General features: G+C 69.7%; 16 protein-coding genes. 2 read left to right on the top strand and 14 right to left on the bottom strand.

The genetic code is table 11. The features are described 5' to 3' along the window. Window positions 1–37: 37 nt before the first annotated feature. The 10 genes from GQF42_RS07545 to GQF42_RS07500 all read right to left on the bottom strand — a co-directional run bounded on the left by GQF42_RS07545 (window position 38) and on the right by GQF42_RS07500 (window position 11,496). Window positions 38–1,855: a 1-deoxy-D-xylulose-5-phosphate synthase gene (locus GQF42_RS07545; protein WP_158918848.1), complete on the bottom strand. Its 1,818-nt coding sequence runs from the start codon at window positions 1,853–1,855 to the stop codon at window positions 38–40. Then, a complete protein-coding gene (gene ispG, locus GQF42_RS07540; protein WP_158918846.1) occupies window positions 1,852–2,985 on the bottom strand; it encodes a flavodoxin-dependent (E)-4-hydroxy-3-methylbut-2-enyl-diphosphate synthase in 1,134 nt (377 codons plus the stop codon). Before ispG ends, GQF42_RS07545 begins: the two co-directional genes overlap by 4 nt. Beyond that, on the bottom strand, window positions 2,972–4,315 hold the full coding sequence (gene ispH, locus GQF42_RS07535) for a 4-hydroxy-3-methylbut-2-enyl diphosphate reductase (protein ID WP_233273281.1): 1,344 nt from the start codon (window positions 4,313–4,315) through the stop codon (window positions 2,972–2,974). Before ispH ends, ispG begins: the two co-directional genes overlap by 14 nt. Next, window positions 4,315–5,295, bottom strand: a complete 981-nt coding sequence (locus GQF42_RS07530; RefSeq protein WP_158918844.1) for a polyprenyl synthetase family protein — start codon at window positions 5,293–5,295, stop codon at window positions 4,315–4,317. Before GQF42_RS07530 ends, ispH begins: the two co-directional genes overlap by 1 nt. A 209-nt stretch (window positions 5,296–5,504) precedes the next feature. Continuing rightward, complete coding sequence (locus GQF42_RS07525; protein ID WP_233273280.1) at window positions 5,505–7,232, bottom strand: B12-binding domain-containing radical SAM protein; 1,728 nt, start codon at window positions 7,230–7,232, stop codon at window positions 5,505–5,507. Continuing rightward, a complete protein-coding gene (locus tag GQF42_RS07520; RefSeq protein WP_158918842.1) occupies window positions 7,225–7,503 on the bottom strand; it encodes an acyl carrier protein in 279 nt (92 codons plus the stop codon). Before GQF42_RS07520 ends, GQF42_RS07525 begins: the two co-directional genes overlap by 8 nt. A 9-nt stretch (window positions 7,504–7,512) precedes the next feature. Beyond that, window positions 7,513–8,985: an amino acid adenylation domain-containing protein gene (locus GQF42_RS07515; RefSeq protein WP_158929881.1), complete on the bottom strand. Its 1,473-nt coding sequence runs from the start codon at window positions 8,983–8,985 to the stop codon at window positions 7,513–7,515. A 26-nt stretch (window positions 8,986–9,011) separates the two neighbouring features. Then, on the bottom strand, window positions 9,012–10,148 hold the full coding sequence (locus GQF42_RS07510; RefSeq protein WP_158918840.1) for an acyl-CoA dehydrogenase family protein: 1,137 nt from the start codon (window positions 10,146–10,148) through the stop codon (window positions 9,012–9,014). Beyond that, window positions 10,138–11,205 (bottom strand): ketoacyl-ACP synthase III family protein, encoded by a 1,068-nt coding sequence (locus tag GQF42_RS07505; protein ID WP_158918838.1) that lies wholly within the window; start codon window positions 11,203–11,205, stop codon window positions 10,138–10,140. Before GQF42_RS07505 ends, GQF42_RS07510 begins: the two co-directional genes overlap by 11 nt. Before the next feature lie 15 nt (window positions 11,206–11,220). After that, entirely contained in the window at window positions 11,221–11,496 is a 276-nt protein-coding gene (locus GQF42_RS07500) for a phosphopantetheine-binding protein (protein WP_158918836.1), read from the bottom strand. Between the two features lie 356 nt (window positions 11,497–11,852). On the opposite strand from GQF42_RS07500, the gene GQF42_RS07495 reads away from it, so the two are divergent. After that, window positions 11,853–12,086: a response regulator transcription factor gene (locus tag GQF42_RS07495; RefSeq protein ID WP_158918834.1), complete on the top strand. Its 234-nt coding sequence runs from the start codon at window positions 11,853–11,855 to the stop codon at window positions 12,084–12,086. Between the two features lie 189 nt (window positions 12,087–12,275). Here the strand turns inward: GQF42_RS07495 and GQF42_RS07490 are convergent, their stop codons facing one another. Beyond that, entirely contained in the window at window positions 12,276–13,730 is a 1,455-nt protein-coding gene (locus GQF42_RS07490) for a serine hydrolase domain-containing protein (RefSeq protein ID WP_158918832.1), read from the bottom strand. A gap of 28 nt (window positions 13,731–13,758) precedes the next feature. Further along, complete coding sequence (locus tag GQF42_RS07485) at window positions 13,759–14,934, bottom strand: cytochrome P450 (protein ID WP_158918830.1); 1,176 nt, start codon at window positions 14,932–14,934, stop codon at window positions 13,759–13,761. Between the two features lie 158 nt (window positions 14,935–15,092). Between GQF42_RS07485 and GQF42_RS07480 the strand changes: the two genes are divergently transcribed. Beyond that, window positions 15,093–16,121: a Gfo/Idh/MocA family protein gene (locus GQF42_RS07480; RefSeq protein ID WP_325100309.1), complete on the top strand. Its 1,029-nt coding sequence runs from the start codon at window positions 15,093–15,095 to the stop codon at window positions 16,119–16,121. A gap of 92 nt (window positions 16,122–16,213) precedes the next feature. On the opposite strand, the gene GQF42_RS07475 is transcribed toward GQF42_RS07480, so the two are convergent. Both GQF42_RS07475 and rfbH read right to left on the bottom strand, forming a co-directional pair. Further along, window positions 16,214–17,596 (bottom strand): NDP-hexose 2,3-dehydratase family protein, encoded by a 1,383-nt coding sequence (locus GQF42_RS07475; protein WP_158918826.1) that lies wholly within the window; start codon window positions 17,594–17,596, stop codon window positions 16,214–16,216. 2 nt (window positions 17,597–17,598) lie between these two features. Continuing rightward, window positions 17,599–18,903 (bottom strand): lipopolysaccharide biosynthesis protein RfbH, encoded by a 1,305-nt coding sequence (gene rfbH, locus GQF42_RS07470; RefSeq protein ID WP_158918824.1) that lies wholly within the window; start codon window positions 18,901–18,903, stop codon window positions 17,599–17,601. Window positions 18,904–18,978: the final 75 nt, after the last annotated feature.

The following is an 18,978-nucleotide window of genomic DNA, read 5'->3' as shown; positions in this document are numbered from 1 at the left end:
AACCCCGCGACTTCGAGGAGGCGCCGGGCCTTTCGGCTCACCCGGAGGAGTACGGTGCCTCGTTCATGCGTCGCCCCTCCGCGCCGGTCGTCCCGATCGTCAAGGCGTGGACCTGCTCCGCGATCCGCGGCGCCGACAGACCGTGGGCGTGCAGCAACTCGTTCCGGCTGCCGGCTTCGACGAATCGCGCCGGCAGGCTGAGGTTCGCCACGCGGGTCGTGGCACCGGTCGCGGCGACGCGCCGGCCCAGCCGTTCGCCGAATCCGCCGGTGCCGATGTTGTCCTCGACGGTCACGGTCAGCGGATACGTGCTCGCCAGTTCCACCAGCGCGTCGGGGACAGGCACCACCCAGCGCGGATCGACCACCGTCGCCTCCACGCCCTGGTCGGCCAGCAGCCCGGCCGCCTCCACACAGGCGGTGGCCATCGGACCGGCCGCTGCCAGCAGCACCCGGGGGGCCCTCGGGGCCTCCGGCGAGCGCAGCACGTTCAGGCCCCGGATCTGCCCGACGTGCTCGATGCGCGCTCCCGCCTGCTCCTTCGGGAACCGCAGCACCGTGGGGCCGTCGTCCCGGTCGAGCGCCTCGCGGAGCAGCAGGCGCAGACTCGTCGCGTCTCGGGGCGCGGCCACGCGCAGCCCGGGGACGAGCGACAGCCAGGACAGGTCCCACAGGCCGTGGTGGCTCGGCCCGTCGGGTCCGGTCACGCCGGCCCGGTCCAGCACGAAGACGACCGGCAGGCGGTGCAGGGCCACGTCCATCAGTACCTGGTCGAACGCCCGGGCCAGGAAGGTCGAGTAGACCGCCACCACCGGCCGCAGTCCGGCGGTGGCGAGCCCGGCGGCGGAGGCCACCGCGTGCTGTTCGCTGATGCCGACGTCGAAGACCCGGTCGGGGAACTTGGCGGCGAACTTGTGCAGGCCGACGGGGACGGTCATCGCAGCGGTGATGCCGACCACCTCGGGGCGCTCGGCCGCCACGGCGAGCATCTCGTCGGCGAAGACCTCGGTCCATGACGGTGTGCCCGGACTCTCGACGGCACCGGTCGCCAGGTCGAAGCGACCGACCGCGTGCCAGCGGTCCACGTCGTCCTGGGCGGCGGGAGGGTAGCCCTGCCCCTTCTTGGTCAGGCAGTGCACGACGACGGGGCGCTTCAGGCTCACCGCCGTACGCAGCGCCTGTTCCACCGAGGCGCAGTCGTGGCCGTCCACCGGCCCCAGGTAGGTGATTCCGAGGCTCTCGAAGAAGTCGGAGCGCGCCGCGGGTTCCGTGCCGATCGCCTCCAGATGCCTCGCGAGCGCCCCGGTCGTGGGCCGGTAGGAGCGCCCGTTGTCATTCAGGACGATCACCACGGGCCGTTCCGGGACCGCCCCGATGTTGTTGAGCGCCTCCCAGGCCAGTCCGCCGGTGAGTGCGCCGTCGCCGACCACGGCGACCACCCTGCGGTGCTGGTCACCGCGGAGCGCGAACGCTTTGGCCAACCCGTCCGCGTACGACAGCGCCGTGGAGGCGTGGGAGTTCTCGATGACGTCGTGGTCGGACTCCTCGCGCGAGGGATAGCCCGACAGCCCCCCGGCGGTGCGCAGTCTGTCGAACCCCTGCGCTCGCCCGGTCAGCAGCTTGTGCACATACGCCTGATGGCCGGTGTCGAACAGCAGCACGTCACGCGGGGACTCGAAGACCCGGTGGAGCGCGACGGTCAGTTCGACCACGCCCAGGTTCGGTCCGAGGTGGCCGCCCGACTCCGCCACGGCATGGATGAGGAACTCGCGGATCTCCGCGCACAGTTCGCCGTCCTGGCTCCGGTCGAGCCTCCTGAGGTCGGCGGGTGAGGTGATGCCCTGTAGCAGTGTCATGACCGTGTCTCGGCCTCCCCGGGCTCGTTCTCCGACTCCTTGACGTGCTCCTCCGCGATCCGGAGCGCCTCCTCGATCAACGTCTCGACGATCTGGCTCTCCGGCACCGTCCGGACGACCTCGCCGCGGACGAAGATCTGGCCCTTGCCGTTTCCGGAGGCGACCCCCAGGTCGGCTTCGCGTGCCTCTCCGGGACCGTTGACCACGCAGCCCATGACGGCGACCCGCAGCGGCACGGGCAGCCCTTCGAGCCCGGCGGAGACCTCCTCCGCCAGCTTGTACACGTCCACCTGGGCCCGTCCGCAGGAGGGGCAGGAGACGATCTCCAGCTGCCGCGGGCGGAGCCCGAGCGATCGCAGGATCTCGACCCCGACCTTCACCTCCTCGACCGGCGGCGCCGAGAGCGAGACCCGGACGGTGTCCCCGATGCCCTGGCGGAGCAGGGAACCGAAGGCGACGGCCGACTTCACCGTGCCCTGCTGCGTCGGACCGGCCTCGGTCACGCCCAGGTGGAGCGGCTGCTCGCACTGCTCGGCCAGTAGTTCGTAGGCACGGACCGTCGTCATCGGGTCGTGGTGCTTCACCGAGATCTTGAAATCGTGGAAATCGTGCTCGGCGAACAGTTCCGCCTCCCGCATCGCCGATTCCACCAGTGCCTCCGGGGTGGCCGAGCCGTGCCGGGCCAGGATGCGGCGATCGAGTGACCCGGCGTTGACGCCGATGCGGAGCGGGACGCCGTGGTCGCGCGCGGCCCGGGTGATGTCCTTGATCTGGTCGTCGAAGCGTTTGATGTTGCCCGGGTTGACCCGCACCCCCGCGCAGCCCGCCTCGATCGCCGCGAAGACGTAGCGCGGCTGGAAGTGGATGTCGGCGACAACGGGAAGCGGTGACTTGGCGGCGATGGCGCGCAGCGCCTCGGCGTCGTCGCTCGTGGGGACCGCGACCCGGACGATGTCGCAGCCCGCGGCCGTCAGTTCGGCGATCTGCTGGAGCGTCTCGTCGACGTGCGCGGTCACGGTCGTCGTCATCGACTGGACGGAGACGGGATGGTCACTGCCCACTCCGACCGAGCCGACCATCAGCTGCCTCGTTGTGCGGCGCTCGGGCGTGGTGTGCTCAACGGTGCTCATGCGGGGCCTCCGATTCCGGCTCGTGCGGGACGTCCGTCCCGCGCAGCTCCTTGGGCAGCAGGAAGTCGACCGTCTCCACGGCGACGCGCACCTCGCTCCGGCTGACCGGGCCCAGTTCGGCGAGGTGCTCGATCACCTCCTCGACGCGGGCCTCGGGCGCGGACGCGCCCGCGGTGACGCCCACCACGTGCCGGCCGTCGAGCCAGTCCAGGTCGATCTCCGAGGCGCCGTCGATGAGCCGGGCCTGCGTCCCCAAGCGCTCGGCCAGCTCCACGAGCCGCACCGAGTTGGAGGAGTTGGCCGAACCGATCACCAGGACCAGGTCCGCCAGCCTGGCCAGCTCCACGACTGCGCGCTGGCGGTTGGTGGAGGCGTAGCAGATGTCGTCGCTGTCGGGCCCGGTCACCTCCGGGAAGCGGTCGGACAGGGCGGCCACGACGTCGGCGGCCTCGTCGGCGGCCAGCGTGGTCTGCATGAGGTAGGAGACACGCGCGCCGTCGGGGACGTCGAGCCGCGCGACGTCCTGCAGGTTCTCGACCAGCACCGTCCGCTCCGGGGCCTCGCCGAGTGTGCCCTCGACCTCCTCGTGCCCGGCGTGGCCGATCAGCACCACCGTGTCACCGCGGCCGGCGAACCGGCGGACCTCGCTGTGGACCTTGGTGACCAGCGGGCAGGTGGCGTCGATGACCCGCAGATCGCGTTCCGCGGCCGCGGCCCGCACGGCGGGTGAGACGCCGTGCGCGGAGAACACGGTGACCGCGCCCGGTGGCACCTCGTCCAGCTCGTCGACGAAGACCGCCCCGCGCGCGGCGAGGTCGGCCACCACATGCCGGTTGTGGACGATCTGTTTGCGGACGTACACGGGCGCCCGGTGCAGTGCCAGGGCGCGTTCCACGATCTCGATGGCGCGGTCCACTCCCGCGCAGAACGACCGGGGCGCGGCCAGGATGACCCGGCGTGCGGCCCGGGCGGCGCGCCATCGCGCGATGACCGACTCGACGGTCGGTCCGGCTTCCGCGGTCCGCTCGGCGTCCCCCGCGGCCCCGCCGGTGAGGACGCAGACCAGCGCACCAGGGGCATCGGGAAGACGCCCCGGGGCCGTGATCTCGGCGGCCGGTGGGAGCCCCTGCGGACGCATTCCGTCGGCCGTGGTCGCCGCCATGCCCGCGTGCACCGTCAGCCCCGCCCTGCGCAGGGCCGAGACCAACGACCCGGGAACGCTCAGCGCGGCGACGCCTGCGGCGGAGAGCAGTTGCCCGGGCACCAGGACATCACCGGGGCTGAGCCGGTCGTCGAGCGGGCGGGCGGTCGTCCGGACGATCTCGCTCATCAGTGGTTCCGGCTGGCGACGTAGTCGGTGAGCGACAGCAGGGGGGTCGTGCGCTCCACGGGCAACTCCCGGACGGCGCCCAGTTCCTCGCGGGCCAGCTTCCCGAAACGCTCGATCTCCCGCACCGCGCTCACTCTGCCCCCGGCCCGGGTGACCAGGTCGGTGATGTGCCGCGCCTCCTCCTCGCCCACCGGCCCCTGGCCGGCGTAGAAGCGGGCGAGTTCGGCGGCCTCGGGAGTACCGGAGGCCAGGGCGGCCGTCACGGGGAAGCTGCCTTTCCTGTTGCGAAGGTCGGACCCGACGGGCTTGCCGGTACGGCGTGGGTCGCCCCAGATGCCCAGGATGTCGTCGGCTATCTGGAACGCCAGCCCGAGATGGAGCCCGAACCGGTTGAACCGCCGGGTCGCCTCCCCGGAGGCGCCGGCCAGGAGGGCCCCCAGTTCGCAGGCGCAGGCCAGCAGTGCCGCGGTCTTGTCCGAGGCGACCGCGAGCGCCTCGTCCGGGCTGGTCTGGGCCCGGCCCTCCAGCGTGAGGTCGGCCATCTGTCCGGCGGCGAGCCGGGTGACGGTGTCGGCCAGCAGCCGGGTCGCCTCCGGGTAGGAGGCCGAGGACCCGTTCAGCATCAGCGGGGCCTGGGCCAGCAGCAGGTCGCCCGCCAGGATGGCGGCCGGTACGCCGTACTCGTGCCAGACGGCCGGGCGCCCACGGCGTTCGGCATCACCGTCCATGACGTCGTCGTGGATGAGGGAGAAATTGTGGATCATCTCCACGGCGGCCCCTGCGGCCGCGACGCGGGAGATCGCCGCGGCGTCGTCCGTGAAACACTCACCGGCCAGGACGGTGAGCGTGGCGCGCACCATCTTGCCGCTGGTGGTCGCGGGCGGCAGATCGGTCTCCGGCCACCCGAAGTGGTGGGCGATCACGGGCCGGAGCCGGTGGTCGAACTCCGTGACGGCCCGGTGGAGAAGCGGGGTCACCATACGGTTCACCCGCTCGATCTCCGGCGGGACCGCTCTCGGGGCGGCGTTAGGAGGCCGGGAGGTCCCGGCGTGTTGGGTTGCTGCCGTCTCGGTATGCACAACTCACCTCGGAAGTCTCTTGCTCAGGAGAAGCGGAGGTACGTTCCGGCGGGCCGCGCAGGCCACCAGCGGTCGGGTGGTGCACCCGCGGGGTGGCACCGGATCGGCGGTCACGCGGGGCTGCGAACCGGCCGGGGACTCTGGTCCGAGACCTCGCTGATCAGCTCGGCGGGCACGGTGGCATCGTCGAACCAGCGCCCTCCGAAGGGACGCGGCATGGGCAGGATCTGATCGCTCGAATAAGCGAGGATCTTGCGGTTGTACGCGCGCATCTCGTCCCGCAGGCAGGCGGGGAGCCTACCGTCCAGGGTGAGAGCGCGTTCCATCTCCCCGAGCAGCCGCCGGGTCTGGGCGATCGTCTCCAGCACCGCCTCGCAGAACTCGCCGGGCAGGACGCCGTATTCGCCCTTGATGCGGACCAGGCGTTCGATCGCCTCGTAGGAGACGTCCTGCAGGTCGCGTCGGCTGAGCCAGCGGGTCTCATAGTTGAGGCGGCGGTACCACATCGGTTCGATCATGGCCTGCCGGTGTTCCTCCAGCGTGCGGTGGAAGATCCGGTAGCCGTGCTGTTCGGGCTCCTCGAAGAAGCGGCATCCGGGGTCGAGGAAGGGCACCATCGGGCAGATGAGGGGCAGCGCGGGCCACCCCTTGAACTTGCGGATCAGGTGCTCGGAGTACTCGACGGTGTCCATCACCGACTGGCGGTCCTGGTATGGCATGCCGATGAAGAACCACACCATGACGCCCTTGATCCCGGCGTCCAGCGCGCGCGGGATCCACTGTTCCATCTGCTCCATGGTGAACGTGCCGCGACCGGCCGCCTTGCTGATCCTGGGGTCGTGGGACTCGGGGGAGAGCAGGATGTAGGCGTCGGTCGATTCGCCCATCTTCTTCAACGTGTCGTCCGGCGTCAGGTTGAACTGCTCGAAGTGGACGCTCCGGTAGCCGAAATCGTGCACGGCATCGAGGTATTGGTGCATTCGGGTCTTGTTCTCGGAGTAGCACTGCAGGGCGTAGATGGAGGTGTGCTTGGCCGCCTCACCCATCGTGCTCAGCTCTTCGACGATCAGGTCGTGATCCTTCTGCACCAGCGTCTTGCGGACGTCCATGATGTTGCGGTAGGCGAAGCGGGAGCCGCCGCACCAGCCGCAGTCGTGGGCGCAACCGGTGTTCGGCAGCGTCATGATGAGCTTGCTGGCGAGCGGCGTCACCGGTGTCTTCTGGTAGTACGACCAGTCGTTGGCGACGTTGTTGTAGTTGGTCGCGGGCTTGTGGTCGAACCCCGTGGACTCGATTCCGTCGCCGGACGTGTAGAGGAGGTTCGGGATCGTGCGGAAGTCCCGGTTTCCCCTGAGCACCTCCTCGGTGAGGCGGCGAACGGGTTCGAGGGTGTCGTAGCCCTGGACGACGACGTCCACCGCGTCGTAGCGGGAGAGTTCCTCGGCGTAGTAGGTCGCCGAAATGCCGCCGAAGACGGTCAGTGCCTCCGGATGCACCCGCTTGACCAGCTTCGCCAGCTCGATCGCGCCGTGGCACTGCGTCATCCAGTGCAGGTCGAAACCGAAGATCGGTGCGTCGAGCCGGCGGATCAGCTCCTCGACGTTCAGTTCCGGGTGCATCAGCATCAGTGACGCGACGTTGACGATGTCGCACTGCACGTCGTGCTCGGCGAGGTGCTGTTTGATCGAGAACCAGCCGATCGGGAACATCTCGTAGACGGAGGTGACGTTGACGCTGTCGCTGTCGCTCAGATAGGCGAAGAGGAGATCGTCGCGCTCACGGAAGTCGAAGACGCTCGGAGCGTGCAGCAGGAACATGTCGGACTTCAGCTCATGCATGGGCGGAGCGCCGCCTCTCGTGCACCATCGAGCTGAGGCTGTCCACGTTCTTGAAGGCCTCCGGGGTGACGTCGTGCAAGGGCACCTTGACCCCGAAGGCATCGACCATGTAGGCGATCAGGGTCGCGGTGTTCAGCGAGTTGAGGACGCCCAGTTCGAGCAGCGGCGTGTCGCCGGTCAGCTCTCCCTGAGGATCTCCGGAGAGGAACCTCTCCCGGATGAACGCGAGGAGCGTCGTTGCGATCTCTTCTCGTTCCGGCGTGGCTGTCACTGAAACTCCTCAGGTGTCGTGTGCGGAGACCAGGGCCGCGAGGTCGAGCTTCCCCCGGTGGTTTCGGGGCAACTCGTCGACGAAGCGCACGTCGTCGGGAATCATCTGCGGGGGAAGCAGCCGCGCCAGGTGGCGTCTGAGCGCGATGTTCCCGAGGACACTCGCCGGGGTCCGGGCCACGAACGCGGCCAGGCGCCGGTCGAGCCCGTCCCCCACGGCGGCGACCGCGGCCTCGGCCACCTCCGGATGCGTGTGCAGTGCCGCGGTCACCTCGCTCAGTTCGATGCGGTGGCCGCGGACCTTGACCTGTCCGTCGGCCCGCCCCAGGTAGTCGAAGGAGCCGTCGGGGCGGACCCTGACCCGGTCTCCGGTGGCGTAGGGGCCGTTCTGCGCCGGCCGTCCCCAGTACCCGAGAAAGACGGTCGGGCCGCTGACCATCAGCTCGCCCTCCTCGCCGGGACCGGCCGCCCGGCCGTCGGGCTTGCTCGCCCAGACCCGGTCGCCGCTGCAGGCCGTGCCGATCGGGACCGGAAGGTCGCGTTCGAGGTCTTCGGGCTGGACCTCGTGCCGGGTGCACACGTTGGTCTCGGTCGGACCGTAGAGGTTGAGCAGCCGGGCGTCGGTCCATTCGGCGAACAGCCGGACGTGGTGGATCGGGAACGGCTCGCCGGCGAAGAGCAGTGCGCGCAGCGACCCGGGTGCGGGCCGATCGAGCAGGCCGCCGTCACGCTGCATGAGGATCAGCACGGAAGGAACGGAGTACCAGACGGTGATGCGCTCCCGGTGCAGGAACTCGACGAGACGCCCCGGGGCGTACGCGAACTCGGTGGGCACCGGACAGACCGCCGCGCCGACCGCGAACGCCGCATAGATGTCCAGCACCGACAGATCGAAGGAGAACGAGGCGTGGTTGGCGAACCTGTCCCCGGGACCCGCGGACAGCTCCTCGACGGCCCATGCCACGAACGCCAGGGCGTTGCGGTGGCTGACGGACACGCCCTTGGGCGTTCCCGTCGAACCCGAGGTGAAGAGAATGTACGCGGGCTCGTCCTGGTCCACCAGGACGCTCACCGCCTCGCGCGGACCCGCACCGTCCGGTGCCGCGTCCGCGCCCTCCGGGGGAGCGGTGTCGACGCAGACCAGGAGCTCGCGGAGTGCGCCGGGAACGCGCGAGAGCAGATCGGCCGGGGCGCACAGCGCCCGCGCGGAGGACTCGCGGGCGATGGTCGCGACGCGCTCCACGGGGCTGAGGGGGTCTATCGGGACGTAGGCGGCACCGAGCCGCAGGACCGCCTGCATGGCGGCGAGTGCGTCCGGCGACTTGGGACTCCACACGAGGACGCGGTCGCCGCGGCCCACGCCGTAGCCGGCCATGACGCCGGCCAGGGCGTCGGCGCGGGCGTCGAGCTGCGCATAGGTGACCGCACCGCAGGGGCCCGCCACGGCCAGGGCCTGCGGGGTTCGCGCCGCGGCCTCGGCCATGAGCTGGTGGAGGTTGGCGGGCCTGCTCACAGGCCCATCCCTCTGGCGATGATCTCCCGCTGGATGTCCGTCGTCCCGGAGAAGATGTGCATGGGCACGGCGTCCTTCAACTGGTCGCCGATCCCGTCGTCGGCCAGATATCCCCTCGCGCCGAACAGCCGCACCGCGTCGACGGCGTTCGCGACCGCGGCCTCGGCGACGGCCACCTTGGCGAGCGCCGCCGCCTCACCGGCGTCCGGGCCGCCCTGGTCGACCTGCCAGCACGCCCGGTACAGCAGCAGGCGGCTGCTCTCCAGGCGCTGCTTCATCGTGGCCAGACGGTGGGAGACGGCCTGGAAGTCCCCGATGCGCCTGCCGAACTGCCGTCGTTCCCGGCTGTGCGTGACGCAGCGCCGCAACTGGACCTCCATCGCACCCAGGTAGATCGCGGGCAGGCAGGCCCGTTCCCAGGTCATGGACCCGTGGAAGACGGCGCTTCCCTGCCCTTCGGAACCCAGCAGATGGCTGCGCGGGACCCGGCACTCGGAGAACTCCACCCGGGCGGCGGCGCACCCTTCCAGACCCACCTTGGCGAGGGTGGGGCCGACCCGGAGGCCGGGCGAGCCGGCGGGGACGGCGAACGCCGACAGTCCCAGATAGCCGGCAGCGGGCGAGGTGACCGCGTAGGTGACGAAGACGTCCGCCAACGGGCCGTTGCTGGCGAACGACTTGACCCCGTTCAGCACGTAGGAGTCACCGTCCGGCACCGCGGTCGTCGCGAGCCGGCTCACATCCGACCCGGCCTCGTTCTCGGTCATCGCGTTGGCGGCGATCGTCTTGCCGGAACTCATTCCGCGCAGGAGGTCGGCCCGCACCGGCTCGTGGGCGTGTTCCGCGAGAGCGGTGCCACAGGCCAGCAGGTGCGCGGCGATGGCGAAGGCGAGCCCCGTGTCGGCGCCGCCCGCGCAGAACGCCTCCAGGCCGAGAGCCGTGTCGAGCGCACCGAGCCCGCCTCCCCCGCAGTCCTCGGGCAGGCACAGGCCGGTGATCCCGGATTCTCCCGCGGCCTGCCAGATGTCCTTTCCGGCGGCCTCTCCCGGCTCTGGGCGGGGCAGCAGGCGGCCGGCGGCTTCGCGGATGCGCTCGGTCCGCCGTCGTTGCTCCGCAGTGAGGTCAAAGTCCACTGGCCTGGGCCTCACGTTTCCGTGTCGGGTCGGTGCTGAGGATGCGGATGACCGCGGCCTTGTAGGTCACTCCCGGGGAGAAGCCGCACAGCAGCACGTGGTCCCCGGCTTCGAGGCGGCTCGTCGACAGCAGGTGGTGCAGCGCAGCCATGTGATCGCTCGCGCCGAGGTGTCCGACGGTCCTGCTGAAGTCCCACGTCGACTGTTCCAGGGAGAAACCGAGGACCTTGAGGTAGGAGGCGGCCGCCTGGCGCGGCATGCCGTGGATGAGGACGCGGCTGATGTCGCCCGCCGCCACACCGGCCTCCGCCAGCGCCCGCCCAGTGCATTCCAGGTTGTGCCTCTGGTGGCCCAGCAGCAGCCGCACCCATGATCCGTCATCTTCGGCCTTCCGTTGGAAGGAGGCGGCTCTCGCTCCGTAGTCCAGCGCGGTGCCGGCGGTGACGTTGGGCGGGAACAGCGGCTCCTCGCCTCGATGGGCCTCCTCCATCTCCGAGAACGTGGCCGAGCACAGGGACCTCAGCTCGGCGAATCCCGGCGCGGTGCTGAGCACTACGGCGCTGGCGCCGTCACCCAGATAGGACACCCCGTCGCCGGGGCTCCACCTGTCGATCAGCCGCGTGCCGAAGTTGTCGCTCGCGGTGACGAGCGCCGCCGGGATCCCAGGGGAGGCCTTGAGATACCCGGCGGCCAGTTCCAGTGCGCTGAAGGTGCCGTTGCAGCCGTTCCTGATCTCGACCGCGAGCAGGTTGTCGCCGAGCAGGTGCCGTTGCAGGTAGGCCTGCGGACCCCAGCCGTCGGGGCCCTGATGCCAGACTCCCGTGTACAGGAGCAGTCCGATGTCCTCGGCGCTCATCCCGCTGTCCTTGAGCGCCTCCTGCGCGGCGGCCAGGGCCATCTCCGGCGCTGCGAGCCGTCCCGCGACGGCGACCCCCGAGAGGTCGTACTCCGCCGCCCTGCCGGCCGGGACGAGCCCCTGCTCCACTGCCGATTCGATGCTCTGCGCCGCGGGCAGGAACACGCCGACTCCGGCGAGGTATATACCCCGGGTACGCACTTGTTCCCCCCTCGTTCAAGCGGTGTTGTCGGAATGCCTTCGCACCACAAGGTCCGAAATCGAGCGCAGCGAGCTGGCGGCGCCAGGAGATGTCTCGGTGTCCCAGTCGATGTGGAACTCCGAGGCCACTTTGTCGAGCAGCAGGACCAGCGTGAGCGAGTCGACGCCGAGACTGATGAATGATGCGTCGCTCTGGACCGGAACGTCAGCGAGGAGCGGGCCCCGGACTTCCCTGAGCATCGCATCGAGACGGGCAAGAACGTGTTCTGGATCGGTGTTCTCCGTGACCATGTCTACAGAACCTCGGTTCAATTGGTGAATCGGCCACGACGCCTCAATGCGGCAAGGGGATCCACGCCTTGGAAGACGACATCCGTCAGCGGCTCTCATGCTCTTCACCGTGTCACCTGATCGGGGATTGCAGGAAATCCTCGCACGCGATTTCCCAGGGGAGTACCCCAACTTGTGGGGGACCGTTTCGGTCGCGGCCGCCGGCCTGTCCGCCCGCTAAGGCCGAGCTGAAGCGCGACAAGGTTTGATTTGGTGACGTTTTAGATCCGGCTGGCACCGTGGGGAAGGCGACCGGCGGCCCGAGGCGGCGCGCATGTGAAGCCCGTAGTGAAGCTGGACCACGAGAGAGGACCGGAATGGCGACCCCGGAACCCGATATCTCAGACGTCACAAAGGCGCTCACCGCACGACAGACCGAGGTGGTCCGGCTCGCAGCGCTGGGTCTGACCGCGAAGGAGACCGCCCGCCGACTCGGAATTTCCAAGACCACCGTGGACGAGCACCTGACCGAGGCGCGGCGACGCGTCGGCGCCACCACCAAGTCGCATCTGGTCGGCCTGGCGGTGGCCGCCGGGATCGTTTTCCAGTGAGTCCCGATGTGACGGATCGCAGCGCGCGAGCAGAACGCGGCGTTCACGGCCCGGGATGAGCAGCAGGATCAGTCCCCCAGAACCGCAAGCAGGCCCGTGCCGAGGTGGCGCGGGCCTCTGCGCGTGGTCGTGCGCCCGCTCATGGCGGGTCCACGACCACGGCATTTCGCAGTGCGACGGGAGGAGGGGCTACGAACGCCGGTCCGACCAGAATCGCACCGGCGACGGGTCTTCGAAGTCCTTGCTGCCCCATTCCCTGCGCGCGAGCTTGCGGAACAGGCCGCCGACCGGGCACTGCGTGGACAGGAACTCGTCGATGCGCCGCTCGCGTACCGCGGCCTGCATGTCCAGGTACCCCTCGACGAACGGGCCCTCTTCGAAAGCCGCGGCGGAGGGCCGTCCGAGCGCCCGCGCCCCCTTGGCCATTCGGGAGATCTGGGCCTTGTCCAGGTTCGCCCCCATGAGGCCGGCGAACCTGTCGGCGGCGACGAGGCCCATCGCGTACGAGCCCCACTCGGCGTGGGTGGCCGGCCTCCGGGCGTCGACCGTCCCACTGAGGATCCAGTTCGCGATCTCGTGGGCGAGGATGCCGAAGGAGTACTGCGTGGGCGGATTGAAGACGTCCCGCTGGTCCGCCATGTTCGTGCACACCGTGACGCAGAAGGGCTCGGCGGCGTTGGGGTAGGCGAGCGAAACGGCCCACCAACCGAACGCGTAGTGACCCACGGAGCGAACGCAGTAGTCCGTCGCTGCCGGATCTCCGGACAGGTGGACACCGAATCCGACCCGGCTGCCGTCCCGCGCGGTCGTCCGGGGCCGCAGGATCGTCTCGGCGACCTCACCACGGAACATGCCCTCGGGGCCGGTCAGCGCCAACATCAGCGTCGTGTAGTCGGCAGGGGTCATGACCGCTCCCACCGAGTGGTACGTCCCGCATTCGTGCCACGGCAGCGGAACAGCGCGGTTTCCGAACACCATGTGCCCCGTCGTGCAACGGCCACGCACCTCGTCCCAGTTCGGGCTGTCGAGCCAGGCGGTGTCGCGCATACCGAGCGGGTCGAGGATCTCGGCCTTCACGTAACGGCCCAGCGGCATCCCGGTCACCGCCTCGGCCGTCAACGCGGCCACCTGGTACATGAACGAGGACGATCGCCACTCGTCCGTGTCCGCCGAGCTGACGAACCGGGGCGCGCCGGTGCCGTATTCGTGGACGACCCCGCGCTTCAGCTCGCGCTCGATGTATCCCATCGCCGGCTCGGGCCGCTCGACCCAGTCGTATCCGTCCGTGGCGGCACCGCTGAGCATGGCCAGTGCCTTGGTCAGCGTTATCGTGCCGCCTTTCGGATTGACGACCGGAAAGGGCAGGTGCTTGTCGATCGGTTCGTCCAGATCGAGTTCACCGGACCGGGCCAGTCCTGCTATCGCGGTGGCTACCAGGAGTTTTCCGAGACTGCCGACCCGCATGGTGTGCGACTCGGTCATCGCGGCGCCGGTCTCCGCCTCGGCCAGCCCGAACGGCGCGGTCAGCGGGCTCTGCCCCGCGATACCGACGGATATGAGGGCGCCAGGAGTGCTGGTGACCTCCAGCACCGGGGGGACGACCTGGTCGATGCCCGCTCGCAGCGCTTCCCGCGACAAACTCATGTGAGTTCCTCTCGATCTCTGTGCACGGTCACCAGGTGACGGGAATGGACGTGGGGATGGCGGCGAACGAGGTCGGGCGCACGGTGAGGTCCTCGGCCGGCACGGTCAGGCGCATCCGCGGAAAGCGCTGGACCAGCTGACCGAAGGCGGTCTGCAGTTCCAGCCGGGCGAGCGGTGCTCCGATGCAGTACCGCAGGCCGAAGCCGAAGCAGAGATGGGGGTTGTCCTCGCGGGTGACGTCGAAGCGGTCGGCGTGGGGGAAGACGGACTCGTCATGGTTCGCGGCGTAGATGGCCAGCATCACCAGCTCGCCGCGCCGCACGGGCGTCCCGGCGATCTCCAGGTCCTCACGGGCGTAGCGGATGACCGGAGGGAGCAGTCGGCTGACGGCCCGCACGCTCTCCTCCGCCACGGAGGCGGCCAGCTCCGGGTTGTCGAGCACCGCCCGCCACTGCTCCGGGGAGTCCAGCAGGAGCGCCGTGCCGACGCAGAGCGCCGCCGCGGTGGTCTCGTACCCGGCGAACAGCACCCCCATGGCGAGTTGGGCGACCTCGTCGTCCGAGAGGGTTCCGTCCTCGCACAGCCAGGAGATGACGTCCTGGCCGGGCCGCGCGCGCTTGCGGCCCACCAGCTCTCGGCCGTAGCCGTGGAGGCCGGCCAGCCCCGCCATCGAGCGTTCCCGGTCGCCGGCGTCGCTCACGGCCGTCGTCCACTCGTCCAGGAGCGGCCTCTCCTCCACCGGAACCCCCAGCAGCTCGCTGATCACCTCCCGCGGCAGGGACAGCGCCAGGGCATCGGCCAGATCAGCCGACGGGCCCTGCTTCGCCAACCGGTCGAGGAGATCGGCGGTTATTGCCTCGACGCGGGGGCGCATGGCCTTCACGTGCCCAGGCGAGAAGAACGGCTGCAGACGGGAGCGCAGGGTCGCGATCCACTTGTGCTCGGTCTCGAAGTCACCGCGCGGACCGTCGAGCAACGCCGATGCACCGCTGCGTGCCGCGTTGTCGGGGTCGAAATGGCTGCGGCCCAGCCGAGGGTCGGCGAGCAGCTCCTTGATCTCCTGGTAGCCGGTCACCAGCCAGGCGGGGTCGCCCACGGCAGTGCTGACCCGGTGCACCGGAGCCAGTTTCTGGAGCGCCCCGAGGTTGCTCTGCAGTCGCGCCGGATGCGGTGGGTCGAGCGGAAGCCGGATCTTGGCGGCCATACCTGATTACCTCTTCCTGTAAGCAGCGAAAATCACTTTTCCGGACGCCGCCCGCGCCGGCCAATCCCCGATTTCACAGGGGTTCGCTCATTCGCGACGCCAGTGTTAAAGTCCACCGAATTTTTGCGCTATCGCATTGGCTGCCGAATGGTCATCGGGTGTCGGACGGGAGGCTCGACGTGCACGAGGGAACAGGGCCGGTGAGATTCGGCGTGATCGGTTGTGCCGACATCGCGTGGCGGCGGACCCTGCCTGCGATGCGGGCGGAACACAGCGTCGAGATACGGGCTGTGGCGAGCCGTGACCTGGGCAGGGCCGAGCGGTTCACCGGCAGCTTCGGCGGAGTGGCGGTGAACGGCTACGCGGAGCTGCTGAAGCGGGACGACCTGGACGCGGTCTACGTACCGCTGCCGGCCGCGTTGCATGCCGAGTGGGTCGAGCGGGCGCTGCAGGCCGGCAAGCACGTCCTCGTCGAGAAGCCGCTCACCACTCGGTCGCGGGACACCAGACGCCTCATCGGCCTGGCGGAGGAACGGGGGTGCCTGCTGCTGGAGAACATGATGTTCCTGCATCACCCGCAGCACCGTCAGGTCGATGAACTCGTGTCGGGTGGGGCCATCGGCGAGGTCCGGTCGTTCCTGAGCACCTTCACGATCCCACCGAGGCCGCCGGACGACATCCGCTACCGGCCCGACGACGGCGGTGGCGCGCTGGTGGACACCGGGGTCTATCCCCTGCGTGCCGCACTCAGGTTCCTCGGGCCCCGCCTGCGTCTGGTCGGCGCGGTGCTCCGTGTCGAACGAGCGAGGGGCGTCGTGGTGGGGGGCAGCGTCCTGTTGACCGATCCGGGTGGTGTCGCGGCTCAGCTCTCCTTCGGCATGGAGCATTCCTACTGCACCGGTTACGAGCTGAGAGGCGACTGCGGTCGACTCTTGCTCGACCGGGTGTTCACGCCGCCGCCCGAGCATCGCCCGGTCGTCCGGATCGAGCGCCAGGACCGATGTGAGGAGATCGCCCTCTCGCCGGGGGACCAGTTCGCGAACGTCGTTGCCTTCTTCGCCGCCGCCGTCCGGTCCGACGGTGGTGCGGCCGCCCGGGACCTGTCCGCCCGGAACGCTGATTCGCTCCGCCAGGCCGAACTCGTCGATGACATCCGTGACGGGGCCGAGTACGTGGACGTCTCCTGAGCGGAAGCGACGGTGGGACCGCCTTCGGCCGCGATGGCGAAACCCCTCCCGCCGCCTGCGAAGCCGTGTCCCGCACGCCTCGATCGGCAACCTCACACGCCGGCCGTCGCGTTCAGGCACAACAGGAGCGTCCGTGCCTGGACGCTGACGTAGTGGCTGTAACGCGTGAGAGCGGCGAGCTGGTCCCGTGAGACCCAGCGGAACCCGGGCGGTGCGTCGAGCGGTGCCTCGCACTCGTCGGCTTCCAGGACGAGGTAGCGGCTCACCGAGTCCAGGAAGCGGCCGCCCTCCTCGGAGTGCAGTGCGGAGTAGCGGATCCGGGAGGGGGGTGCCGTCGTGGCCAGGTCGAGGAAGAGTGGTCGGTCCGCGGCCGGCAGGTGTGCGTAATTCCCGGGCTGGCACTGCACGGTGGGGCCCAGCTCCGCGTCGATGAAGCCGCCTTCCGCGCGGGCCCGGACCAGCACGTGCGGCACGCCCTCGAACGTGCGGGTGAGGAACGCGACCACGCCCTGCCCGCGAGGCTCGATCAGTGGCTGGGTCCAGTGGCCGACCTCGCGGCTGCTCGCCCGCACCGACACGGCCACGGTACGGAAGTAGCGGCCGTCCTCGTGGTCGATCGAGAACCTGCCACGGGTCCAGCCCGTCACGGCGGCGAGCGGGACGCGTTCGCTGCGGATCGGGGTCGTGGACCGTCGCTCGGTCAGCCAGGACAGCAGCTCCGTGTCCGAGTGCAGTGCGTGGGACGTGCTGGGCACCTCCAGGCCGGCGAGGACCGAGCGCGCGTCCATGTTCACCGTGTTGTCGTGGCGCAGGAGTTCATGGATCTGGCCCAGCGTGAGCCAGCGGAAGTCCTCGTGCTCGGGTACCTGGCCGGTGGCCTCGACGATCATGTTGCGGTTGCGCTTGCGGTGGAACCAGGAGCCGTGCTCGGACTGCAGCACGTCCGACAGGACACGGCCCCGGGACGGGTCGGTGAAGTACTCCAGGTAACGGACGGAGGCGCCGTTGTGGACCTTGGTGTAGTTGCTGTACGTGGCTTGCACGGTGGGCGAGAGTTGCAGCAGCCCGGGGTTGCCCGGCTCCATCTTGGCCTGCACCAGGAAGTGCAGAACCCCGTCGAACTCCCGGGTGAGGATGCCCAGGATCCCGACCTCCGGCTGGACGATGACGGGCTGCTGCCACTCCACTCGACCGGGCTGCTCACCAATGCTGGCGCGCAGCCCCTCCACGGTGAAGAACCGGCCGCTGCGGTGCACGAGGTTCCCGGTCTGCGGGGCGAACGACCAGTCTTCGAGTGCCTCGAAGGGGATGCGCTCCACCGCGAACGACTGCTCCATGCGGCGCTGTTGGAGCCAGTCGTGGATCTCGTCCGTGGGCTCGCCGGCCAGCGCCGCCGCGGACCGGGCGACCCGGTCGGCAAGCGCGGCATCCTGCCGGGCCCTGAGCGACGGCCCCACCCGAGTGCTCCCGCTCACCGTCACTGGTGGGCCCCCACGAACTCGGAGATGGAAGCGATGACGTAGTCGATCATCTCCTCGGTGAGTCCGGGGTAGACGCCGACCCAAAAGGTGTGCTCGGTGACGATGTCGCTGTTGGGCAGCTCGCCGGAGACCCGGAACCCGCGGTCCAGGTAGGCGGGATGGCGCGTCAGGTTCCCGGCGAACAGCCTGCGCGTGCCGATCTTGCGGTTCTCCAGGAAGTCCACCAGCTCGGCGCGCCGGAAGGGCGCCTCGGGGTCGACGGTGATGACGAAGCCGAACCAGCTCGGGTCGCTGCCCGGCGTGGGTTTTGGCAGCAGCAGCCACGGGACGTCCGCGAGGCCGTCGTGCAGCTGTCGCCAGTTGCGCCGCCGTGCCGCGCCGAACTCGTCGAGCTTGTCCAACTGGCTCAGACCGAGCGCCGCCTGGAGATCGGTCGTCTTCAGGTTGTAGCCCACGTGCGAGAAGATGTACTTGTGGTCGTAGCCGGCCGGCAGCGTCCCCATCTGGTAGCCGAAGCGCTTGCGGCAGGTGTCGCTCTCGCCCGGCTCGCACCAGCAGTCCCTGCCCCAGTCCCGCAGGGACTCCACGATCCGGGCCAGGACCAGGTTCGAGGTGAGCACACAGCCGCCCTCGCCCATGGTGAGGTGATGGGCCGGGTAGAAACTGACGGTGGCGAGGTCGCCGAAGGTCCCGGTGAGCTGTCCGCGGTAGGTGCTGCCGACCGCGTCGCAGTTGTCCTCGATCAGCAGCAGGTCGCGTTCCTCGGCGAGTTGCGCCACCTCCGCGACCTCGAAGGGGTTGCCGAGGGCGTGGGCGACCATGATCGCCCGGGTCCGGGGTCCGACGGCCTTCTCGATGCGCTCCGCGGTGGTGTTGTACGTGTGCAGGTCGATGTCCACGAAGACCGGGACCAGGCCGTTCTGCAGGATGGGGTTGACCGTCGTGGGGAAGCCCGCCGCCACCGTGATCACCTCGTCGCCCGGCACGAGCCTGCGCTCCCCCAGCTGCGGGGACGTGAGGGCGGTGACCGCAAGGAGGTTCGCCGAGGAACCGGAGTTGGTCAGATGCGCCTTGCGCCGCTGCATCCGGCGCGCGAAGACCGACTCGAACTTCCGGGCCGAACTGCCCGCCGCGATCCGCAGGTTCAGGGCTGCTTCGACCATGGCCGCCCTGTCCTCGTCGTCGAGTACGGCGCCGGACGGCCAGATCTCCGTGACGCCGGGGACGAACCCCCTGTCGTCCTTGCTGTCCTGGTGGTATTTACGCACCTCGTCGAGGATGTGCGCGGCCCGTTCACTCATGTCTTCCGTACCCTTCTTCGTGGGCTGATCCGGGTCATTCGTGAGATCGGGACACCCGGGGGAGCCGGGTGCGGC

Source organism: Streptomyces broussonetiae (genome assembly GCF_009796285.1).
Lineage (GTDB): Bacteria > Actinomycetota > Actinomycetes > Streptomycetales > Streptomycetaceae > Streptomyces > Streptomyces broussonetiae.
Note: the sequence above shows the minus strand (reverse complement) of the source record. Positions and strands in the feature narration are given on the sequence as shown.